This window comes from Candidatus Neomarinimicrobiota bacterium, assembly GCA_022567655.1.
In the GTDB taxonomy this organism is placed as follows: Bacteria; Fidelibacterota; SORT01; order SORT01; family SORT01; genus JADFGO01.
In genome coordinates, this window is sequence record JADFGO010000084.1 from 1 (window position 1) to 8,942 (window position 8,942).

An 8,942-nucleotide genomic window follows, 5' to 3' on the forward strand; every position below is an offset into this window, starting at 1 on the left:
GTGAAGCGACGTTTGCTGTTACCTTATCGAGTTCGATTATTGAAGTATCATCTATAAGCCAAGTATCGCCATTGCCTATACCAAAATAGAAAAATGTTAATAGTGCGTCATATTGAAAAAGAGCCGTTATTTTAGTCCATTCAGAAGCACCAAACCCTGTAAAAAACGTTATATCACCTCCGGAAAAATCAGTGAATTGAGCAGATAGACCAGCAGAACCAGCAGTCCTTTTTACCCAACAGGAAAACAAATACCATGCGTTATCAACTAATACTCCCGAAAAATTCTGTCTAAATTGAAGTCCAGAAGTCCCTACAAGTTTCTGTGCCGCAATTCCGCTGTGAGTGTCTGCGTTTTCCTCTGTTAATGTTCCCGTGCCTGCTTTTGTCCAATTAGGAGCAACCCCACTTGAATAAGTTCCCTCGAAAGATGGGTTAATAGTTTCAACCTCGTGGCAATCCATCTGGTCAACATAAAGGGTAGCATCGCCGTTTGCATTTATCTTTTTAAATCTAAACTCCAAACCCGCAGAACCCGCAGTCTTAAAAGTTCCTTCATAATAGAGCCATTTGCCTGTTGCGAAAGCAACTCCCAAATCGTCAGTACCCGTATCGAGCCTTCGGGTAAAGACTAAACCAGCCGTTGTTGCAATTAACTCCATTTCATCAGAAGCATGGAGCGTTTCAAAGTAAACCCAAAGCCGATAAAAATAGCCGTGTGGAAACACAAGTTCAACTGTTGTACTATACATGAGCGCATCTGCCGCCGCCGAAACCCAAGTCAGTTTTGCCGATTGGAGGTCATATTTAACGGTGCTTGTATTATTAGTTACCGCTGTATTTGCGCCCGTACCTCCCGAACCACCAAAAGTCCATTCAATAGAAGGGTCATTTTCTTGGTTGCCATCTGCAAATTCATTATCAACCCAAGGATATTGGACGCTTACGGGGTCGCCGCTTGACAGTTCGCCAGCAGAGAGCAGTTTAGTGTCAGGCGTAACGAAAGGCTCGACTCCCGCACCCGAATTGTATAGATCGGTTACTTCGCTATCCGTCAAGGCTCGCTCATAGATTTGCCAGTGTATCAAACCATCAAAAATATCAGTAGCAATATTAGTGGAAACCTGTCCGATTGATAATGTTTCATCAACAGCCGTAGGAACTCCGAGAGCAGAACTGCTTTCCGAATCAGCTGAATCTAATCGTATGCCGAGATAGTTAGTACCGTCAAAACTGTTTTTGGTATCCCATCTAACGACAAGAAAATACCAGGTTCCGGCAGCAAAGTTCGACGATGTAACGTTTATTGTTGCGGTGCGATTTGTACCACCCGCCATAAGCGATACACGCAAAGTATTGCCACCAGTTTTCTCAATAAAAATATCGTTGCTTGAATTGCCGGCTTCATGGAATATTGAATGATTCTTGTTGTCATCGCCATCAAAATAAGGCTTGAGCCAAAACATAATTGTACCCTGATACGGATTGAAATTCGTATAGTTCAATCCGTTCACTATGCTCCCGCGGTCGTAATAGAGACTGTCTGAACCCGTTAACTGAATGGCTTTTGATTGCCGGGTAGTGAGTGACTTAACGCTCCTGTAACCGAACTTGTTGGTGAAATTCCCTGAAACCGTCGAAAGCGTGACGTCGCTGAGGTTGTCGTTATAATCAAAATGAACTACTGCGGTTTTATCGCCCTCAACTATCATCGGATTCGTAACTGCTCCTTTGAGCTCGATAACAGGTTTACTTCGCATCGTGCCGGTGTTGATTTTCTTAAATTCATTTGCTTTAGCTGACATCGTAACCTCAGATATCGTGTTGCCGTATGAGAACGGGTCGTCGCACCTGAACCGCGCCCTGAAAAGCTTCATGTCGTTGCTCATCCACCTGTGAGACAGTTCCGGAAATTCGAATATGCCGTCAAAGACCGCACGATAGTGCCTGCCGGATTCGTCGCCGAATTCCAATCTGCCGTACTTCATCCCGTCGGCGATCGACTCTTCGCCCGGTGGAAGAGTCTCGTCTTCCATTGCAAAGAGAGATTTCACGTTTTCTATATTGCTCATCAGAGAGGCGTGTGAACTCCCTTCGATAGTCCCCTCTATCTCTATCACCCTCGGCTTATACGTCTGCTTGAAGGTGATCCGGCCATGCCTTCCGGGAAGATCGACATCGGAAGTCTTCAACGCAGGCTTGCCCCGCCCTCTCACTTCGGTTATCTCCGCGAACAGATCGCGAATCGATTTGCCGTTCCACTTGATCGAATCACTGAATGCCATTTATCCCTCTATATTATTGCCGCAACATACTGCTTTCACTGTTTAGTGAATTGTCAGGTTAGGAAATTAGGTGCGGGATAGGTCTTGCCATATATCTTCCATGTGCTTGCCATTTACTGTGTCATGATACTCTGTATATGCTTATTTATATTATATTTAGATATGTCATTTACTCTGCCATATATTTGTAATAATACTTGACAGTTTGATTCCATATATATACTTTTGCCCTTTCTATAATTTATGCTAACGTTAGATTATGCAAAAAGAACCTACAATAAAGACACTTATTTGGTCCATTTCTTTAATTGCTGGCATAATCGTGTCCTTAAATTTCGATATTATTTGGGTTTGGATTCTCGTGCCTATCGCAATCATTGCATATTATAAACTTGAAACCTATGAGTTAAGACGATCTAATGTAAAAAAGGTCAAAGAAACTATGAATCGCCTTTGTGCTTCTGTTTCTTATCTGGAGAGACTGCTTGATATTAAATTAAGATCTCATATATCGTTGTTAGGTGACGATGAAAAGCTCAGAATTGAATATCAATACAATATGGAATCTTATGATGATTTATTGATTTCATTATCGCCAGGTCAAGGCTGTATGGGACTTACATGGAATGAAGCAATAGCCGGTATAAGTTTTGATGGAACATTTTGTGACTTGACAATCAAACCTAAAGCAGGTGGGCCCAAATGGTCAATTCCACAAAAAGAGCAAGATAAGGTTTATAAAAAATTGAAGTGGATATATACAGTCCCCATATATGTTTAAGAGCAAGATGCGATTATCCTATATGCTTTATTCACAATTGATGGATCATCCCCCCTTCCAATCAATGAGGATTTATCTACTCATGAATTTCGCTTAGTAAGGACCTTTGCGAAAACTCTTGCTTTTATAATATCAAAAATGTTATATAGTATGAGGCAGATACCAAATTCTGTAGTAGTAGATACTTAAGGTTAAGGAAAATTTACCGATAACTACTTTTAGGAGGAACAGAATGGCATTAAAGCAAACTGAATATACGGTCGAAAAAATGGATGATGGATATTATATCCTTAGAAACGAGAATGCTCGTAAGATGGTGAGAAATGTTGATGTTCACCGTAAGAATGACCGGCATGCACACCAGAAAGAGCATTCTGGACGCCACTCTGTGAAAGGGGCCGCACAAAAGAGATAAAATAGTTCTTGATTAGAAATCCCCCTTACCTCCTCATACTCTCCGCCAGCTCAAGATCGTTCAGGTACATTTGCAGCGCGTTTTTCTGAGTACTCACAGGACCGAGTTTGTCCTTCAGATTTTTCAGTCGCGTGTTGCGCAGCTTCTCGAAACTCTCCTCTATCGTCTGCATCGAGGCGCTGTCCTTTTCCATATCACCGACAGCGAGAGGGTTTGTTTTCGCTTTAACGGTTGGCCAGACAGACTCGAAATAGTTTATGATCCGCGTTTTATTTTCAGAAAGCGCTGATTTGTACTGCTCTAACGCCTCTAACGGATAATGACGGATCAATTTTGTCAACTCGCGCTGCTCCTCGATTTGCGCTATCTTCCTCAGGTTTACCGCTGTTTCAAGGGCAAGTTTCCTGCTTATTTTATCGTCGGTCAGAACCGCATCGCGTATAGAGTTTTTCGCTTCGTCGACAAGAGTTCTATATGAGGTTTCCTCTTCATCGTCGGCGTAAATTATGCTCTGTTCCTCGGACGCTGATTCTGCTATCCTGTTATGGATATCCGACCGATGAGCCGATTCCTCCTGTCTGATCGATTCATTGTACTCCGCCTTTATCCGGCTTGTTTCTGCTTTGATAAACTCGGATGAGTATCTTTCATCCCTGTCGAGCGATTCGATCTCCCCTTCCCGCTTAGCCCTGAGTTCTTCCAATTTAGAATGATGCTCTTCCACCAGGCCCGGGAGAAGCTTTTTCACCGATGATATCACGTCTCCCCCGTAAACAGGCTCTTCTATTCTTACGACCTCATTTTTCTCTTCAGGTTTTTTGGCCATCTGATTCTCCCTTTTGGTTTATTTCATTTCTGCTTGCTGAAAACAGGGACGAGGTGGGTAATCTAATAGGGAAATAGTCTTTTAATTCCCCTCTAACAAGAGGGGTGGATTTTGTCCCGGTTGTTCGGGACAAAAGACAGGGTGTGTTCAATAAGCACTTGTTTCTTCCAATTCACCCTCTCAATCCAACTGCCCTCAGCTGCGAGATCGTCTCGTCCGCAAGTTCCTCTGCTATACTTGAAACATCTGTTCTATCTGAACGTTCAGAGCTGCCGGAATTTTGATCCCGGATCTCTCGACGTAAACTTTCAATCTCAACCTGCGTCTTCTTCCACAGACCATACAGCTCCCGCTGAGCACCGAGTCCCTCTTTGAGCAGCTCCATTATCGGTCCGTAATGATCATCTCCGCCGACTGCTGAGTCGCCGGATTCCGGGTTGCTCTCATCCGATAGGTGCCCCTCCCGTACAACAATATCTGATGGATCGGCTGATTTATCGTTCGTCATATTCTTCCACAGATCTAACAGTTCCCGCTGAACGGCAAGGCTCTCTTTGAGCAGCTCCATTATCGATCCGGATTGATCATCTCCGCCGACTGTTGAGTCGCCGGATTCCGGGTTGCTCTCCTCCGATATGAGCCCCTCCCGGGCAAGAATATCAAACGGATCGGTTGATTTATCGTTTGTCATCTGCTTCCCTCTTATTAACACGGAGAGAGTAAGGGGTGACGCTTTATTCTATAGATAAACTTTATATCTTACCCTACGCCGTCGCGTCGTTAATCGTGAAGAAGGTGTCAACTCCGTCGGCTGACGGAAGTATCTCGAATTCCACCGGGACGAATGTGATGCCGTCTCTTTTGAACGGTGATTCTGAGTTGCCGAGCGAGACTATCCTCGAAAAACTCAGCGTCCTGTCGAATCCTGCCGGGTTGCCTTTTGACACCACGAACGTGCCTGTTACCGCTCCCCTGTCCGTTCCGCCGAAAGTGAGCGTCTGCCCCGAGATCCCGCTTGCGGGAAGCCCGTACCCGATTGCAAAATTCGCCAACGCTGCCTCCGCTACGTTAGCTCTTCCGAAGAGCCGCCTGCGGATCAGTTTTTTCTTTTGCACTCCAACCGATTGATCCACCATTGCGTCGTACCATTCCTGGTCCTGCCTGAGGGAAAATCCTCCCTCTGTCGCGCCGAGCGCCACGCCGTCAAGACTCAGGTTCCCTTCGCCTATTAGTATGTTATCTGTCGTTATAGCCATGATCTCCTCATCTAATTAGTGTCAATTATTATGCTTTAGTCAGGGGTGGTTCACATCAAACAAATCCAATTTTGAGATGGGTGTCCGACAAAGCCGAAGGGTGTGATCGGTAAATGGATCCAAACCTCTCTCTAAAAACCGTAATGCGGCGTCCTCCGTTAATCATGGGGGAATCTGAATTAACGCTTTGAGGCACCAGCCGCATCACGTAGACTTTATCGCAAACATCCGGAATATTGATTCCTGCCGATGTTCTTTCTGGTGCTGGGGATCGTAAACCGCTTCCGAACTGCTGTCAAAATAGACAGTATGGATTCTTCCTCCCGAGATCGTCATGTCGGCATTGTGAAGCAGATCGGCGACCCGGTTCGTAATATTTCCTAATTTTGTCAGGTCAGCCGTTCCGTTATCGCTGTCGTCGGCATACGCCTTTATTATCAGCTCCCACTGCTCCATCAGCGATTCGTTCAGCTGCCGGCTCCCTTCTATCGTCAGGAGCGGATTATCCGTCTGCATCGGACGCTTCGAACCTGTCCATATCTTTCCGGCGCCGCCCAGATACGACGCTCCCTGAAGCGTTGCATCCGCGTTCAGCTTCCGCCACACCGCTGATATAATTTCATTTTGAGCGAACATCAGCTCCTTTTCCTCTCTCTGAGTAACAGCTCCCAGTGCAACCGCCAGTCCCTCTTTGCAACTATCTCGTACTCCGTTCCCCCGTCGGAAACGATATCGCGTACGCGGAAGTCAGAGCTGATTTTCGTTGCCGTGAACATGATCAGATCCGCGCTGATCTCTTCACCTGAATCGTCGCGCACAACGTCGCCGCGTTTGGTTGTGTACGGCTGGATGTCGCATTCCACACCTGCCTGAATCGTGACGGTCGAGGGCGTATAGGAACCGGTGCTTGAGTTCTGCGCTCCGGCGTTCTTTCGCACTATCGATACTGTCCGCTTTGCCGTTGAGTCTATGAACGTCATCTCTCCATTTTCTCCCTTAACGATTCCTTTATCTCGTTCAAAGCCTGTTCGATGTTCGACAGCCGGACGTCCAACACATCCCGCCTGGCATAATCGCGCTTGATCTCTTCTACCTCTTTCTTGTACCCGGACACTCCGCCGTAATTGATCCCGGCTGTGAATACGATAGAGACGATCGCTATCAGCAGAAAGACCGTATTCAAATTGAACCCGCTTCTGATTTCGCTGTTAGCCACGATTCATCCTTACTCTACACACTGTCATGCTGAGCGGAAGTGTCATGCTGAGCGCTCCAGAGGAGCCTCCGGTGAGGGAGTCGAAGCATTGCTTTGGAAGTATTATCACCCTTCGACTTCCCGCCTGGCTGTAGTCGGACAGGCGCAGCCAATCTCAGGCTGTAATTCCAATAAAAAACGATCCTTATATTCCCCTCTAATAAGAGGGGTGGATTTTGTCCCGATTGTTCGGGACAAAAGACGGGGTGTGTAAATCTTACCCACGAACAGTCCTATAATTATTCGCACTGAACCCCATCCGCTCGAAGTTATCCGCTAATTTCAAAACGTCTTTCTTTTCAAGCTCCACCTCCCCTCGCTCGTACCTCTGCCATGCGTCCTCGCTCGATACTATCGCCCGGTACGCCAGGGCGAGCGTGAGAAAGAGATTGTGCGAATAACCCTTAAGCCTGAGCGGCGTTGACTGTGCCGTGTTGAAACTGAACAGGCCTTCAACAGGAGATGAGGCGTCAGCGCTGACCACATTACCGCCGCTGTCGATGATGGAAAAACCGGACTCGACATATTTATGGTGCGACTCGAAAACTTTTGCGTCGGAGTCATGCCCGAGTATCAGCTTATCCAGATAGCCCCGGTTCAGGTCGAACATGTTCTCGACCTGCCCATCCGTCATCACGGATGAAGTTATATCCCCTCTGAACAGCCTGAACCGGCTTATCAGCTCCGCCATTGTGCTTCGCGCCATATCTGTTCTCCTGTGTGTCGGCCTACTGACTTATTTCTATTTAATAGAGAGATGTCAGGGTTGATGGTTGTTCCGCTGGTCACGAAGGACTCTTTTGGAGAACTCTCCTTTGAAGTGCGGTCAGGGCTTGCCTGTCCCGCCAACGGCGGTGGCCCCGACCGCATGATACTTACACACCCCAGCCCTTTCTTATAAGATTCTTAAAGGATCGGCTACCCCTCCCCGCCAGACCAATGTCGGGCTGGTTGATAGAGGGGAATTTTATATCCCCTCCTTTCCCTGTCCGACTGATGCCAGGCGGGCTCTAATCCATATATGGATCCTCCTCCCTCGAGGGAGGTGTCCGCCAGCTGGCGGACGGAGGGTGTGATTTAACGAAGATCAAACGATAACACCCCTCGTCTCTTCGAGCCACTCCCCTCAAGGGGAGAGAATATTTACATCCCCTCTAGTAAAAGGGGTGAGTTTATCCCGATTTATCGGGAGGGTGTGTTAAAGTCTATACCGGTTCATCTTATATCTGAACGAACGGATCGAACAGCGCCAGATTCTTTATCTCTTGAAAATGGCGATTCACCTTATCGACATATCCCTGATTCACATAGATGCCGTTCTTTTTCCGCGGACTGCCCGCGTTGTAAGCCGCTATCATGTCATCGCCTGAATACCCTTTTTTATCCCTGAACCATGCGAGATGAGCGCAGCCGAACCTGATACCGGTCTTCGGTTCGGTCAGCACGGAAAGATATTTCGATCTCAGACCCCGCTCCCTCGCGACGGCGCCCATAACCTGCATGAGCCCCCACGACGTCTTCTGCGAGATCGTCTCCGTCGGAGAAAGATTCTCACCAACCAGCCACCTGTAATGAGGCTCATATCGAATCGCGTATGTATTGAACCTGCTCTCCACCTCGCAAAACGCCGCTACGAGATAGGGATCGATATCGTACCTGCCCGACACGGACAGTATCGAACCGATGTGTGGTTTAACTCTTTGCATTTCTACTTTAAACTGCTATTTCTTTTGCTCCTGCAACTTCAATCGCACGGATTAATCTCGCTGGATTTTTTTTGTCTGATATATTTAGCGAGGCAGACTTGATAGGGTCGAGTTTTGAAGTCAATTTGCGTGGCTTCGCATCTTCACCAACGGCTGCGTAACTGAGTATAAAGAACGACAGAACGGAAAACATCGCACAGTATTTTCGAATCGAAACAAGCATCGTGGTCATCATGAATTGCTCCTTTTGAAAAAAGTTGGCGACAATTCAATGCGGGAGTGAATTTGAGAATTACCGCTAAAATGCAGTTTGCTCATTATACATGTTCCGAAACCGCTGTGATCTGTGTGATTGGTTACATTTCGCAAAGAGCGAAAAAATAATGCCGAATTTATGCCGGATCGAGGCGATAAACGCT

The 8,942-nt window shown here is 46.7% G+C and carries 11 protein-coding genes; 1 reads left to right on the top strand and 10 read right to left on the bottom strand.

Annotated features, from left to right (window positions below):
* Positions 1 to 2,284: phage tail family protein (locus IID12_08380; protein MCH8289105.1), on the bottom strand; the 2,284-nt coding region annotated here is incomplete at its 3' end.
* 259 nt (positions 2,285 to 2,543) lie between these two features.
* Between IID12_08380 and IID12_08385 the strand changes: the two genes are divergently transcribed.
* A complete protein-coding gene (locus tag IID12_08385; protein MCH8289106.1) occupies positions 2,544 to 3,065 on the top strand; it encodes a hypothetical protein in 522 nt (173 codons plus the stop codon).
* A gap of 440 nt (positions 3,066 to 3,505) precedes the next feature.
* Here the strand turns inward: IID12_08385 and IID12_08390 are convergent, their stop codons facing one another.
* The 9 genes from IID12_08390 to IID12_08430 all read right to left on the bottom strand — a co-directional run bounded on the left by IID12_08390 (position 3,506) and on the right by IID12_08430 (position 8,758).
* Entirely contained in the window at positions 3,506 to 4,306 is an 801-nt protein-coding gene (locus IID12_08390; protein ID MCH8289107.1) for a hypothetical protein, read from the bottom strand.
* 172 nt (positions 4,307 to 4,478) lie between these two features.
* Positions 4,479 to 4,997, bottom strand: a complete 519-nt coding sequence (locus IID12_08395) for a hypothetical protein (protein MCH8289108.1) — start codon at positions 4,995 to 4,997, stop codon at positions 4,479 to 4,481.
* 73 nt (positions 4,998 to 5,070) lie between these two features.
* Complete coding sequence (locus tag IID12_08400; GenBank protein ID MCH8289109.1) at positions 5,071 to 5,562, bottom strand: hypothetical protein; 492 nt, start codon at positions 5,560 to 5,562, stop codon at positions 5,071 to 5,073.
* Positions 5,563 to 5,766: 204 nt separating this feature from the next.
* The gene (locus IID12_08405; protein ID MCH8289110.1) at positions 5,767 to 6,198 is read right to left on the bottom strand and encodes a hypothetical protein; all 432 of its coding nucleotides are present in this window, start codon (positions 6,196 to 6,198) and stop codon (positions 5,767 to 5,769) included.
* The gene (locus IID12_08410) at positions 6,198 to 6,542 is read right to left on the bottom strand and encodes a hypothetical protein (GenBank protein ID MCH8289111.1); all 345 of its coding nucleotides are present in this window, start codon (positions 6,540 to 6,542) and stop codon (positions 6,198 to 6,200) included. Before IID12_08410 ends, IID12_08405 begins: the two co-directional genes overlap by 1 nt.
* On the bottom strand, positions 6,539 to 6,778 hold the full coding sequence (locus IID12_08415; GenBank protein MCH8289112.1) for a hypothetical protein: 240 nt from the start codon (positions 6,776 to 6,778) through the stop codon (positions 6,539 to 6,541). Before IID12_08415 ends, IID12_08410 begins: the two co-directional genes overlap by 4 nt.
* A gap of 256 nt (positions 6,779 to 7,034) precedes the next feature.
* A complete protein-coding gene (locus IID12_08420) occupies positions 7,035 to 7,523 on the bottom strand; it encodes a hypothetical protein (GenBank protein ID MCH8289113.1) in 489 nt (162 codons plus the stop codon).
* 514 nt (positions 7,524 to 8,037) lie between these two features.
* Positions 8,038 to 8,523, bottom strand: a complete 486-nt coding sequence (locus IID12_08425; protein MCH8289114.1) for a transglycosylase SLT domain-containing protein — start codon at positions 8,521 to 8,523, stop codon at positions 8,038 to 8,040.
* Between the two features lie 7 nt (positions 8,524 to 8,530).
* The gene (locus IID12_08430; protein MCH8289115.1) at positions 8,531 to 8,758 is read right to left on the bottom strand and encodes a hypothetical protein; all 228 of its coding nucleotides are present in this window, start codon (positions 8,756 to 8,758) and stop codon (positions 8,531 to 8,533) included.
* Positions 8,759 to 8,942: the final 184 nt, after the last annotated feature.

Excerpts from the sequence above, each read along its gene's own strand:
- IID12_08395 (MCH8289108.1), bottom strand. The coding sequence starts at position 4,997 with ATGACAAACGATAAATCAACCGATCCGTTTGATATTCTTGCCCGGGAG.
- IID12_08390 (MCH8289107.1), bottom strand. The coding sequence starts at position 4,306 with ATGGCCAAAAAACCTGAAGAGAAAAATGAGGTCGTAAGAATAGAAGAG.
- IID12_08430 (MCH8289115.1), bottom strand. The coding sequence starts at position 8,758 with ATGATGACCACGATGCTTGTTTCGATTCGAAAATACTGTGCGATGTTT.
- IID12_08420 (MCH8289113.1), bottom strand. The coding sequence starts at position 7,523 with ATGGCGCGAAGCACAATGGCGGAGCTGATAAGCCGGTTCAGGCTGTTC.
- IID12_08425 (MCH8289114.1), bottom strand. The coding sequence starts at position 8,523 with ATGCAAAGAGTTAAACCACACATCGGTTCGATACTGTCCGTGTCGGGC.
- IID12_08385 (MCH8289106.1), top strand. The coding sequence starts at position 2,544 with ATGCAAAAAGAACCTACAATAAAGACACTTATTTGGTCCATTTCTTTA.
- IID12_08405 (MCH8289110.1), bottom strand. The coding sequence starts at position 6,198 with ATGTTCGCTCAAAATGAAATTATATCAGCGGTGTGGCGGAAGCTGAAC.
- IID12_08410 (MCH8289111.1), bottom strand. The coding sequence starts at position 6,542 with ATGACGTTCATAGACTCAACGGCAAAGCGGACAGTATCGATAGTGCGA.
- IID12_08400 (MCH8289109.1), bottom strand. The coding sequence starts at position 5,562 with ATGGCTATAACGACAGATAACATACTAATAGGCGAAGGGAACCTGAGT.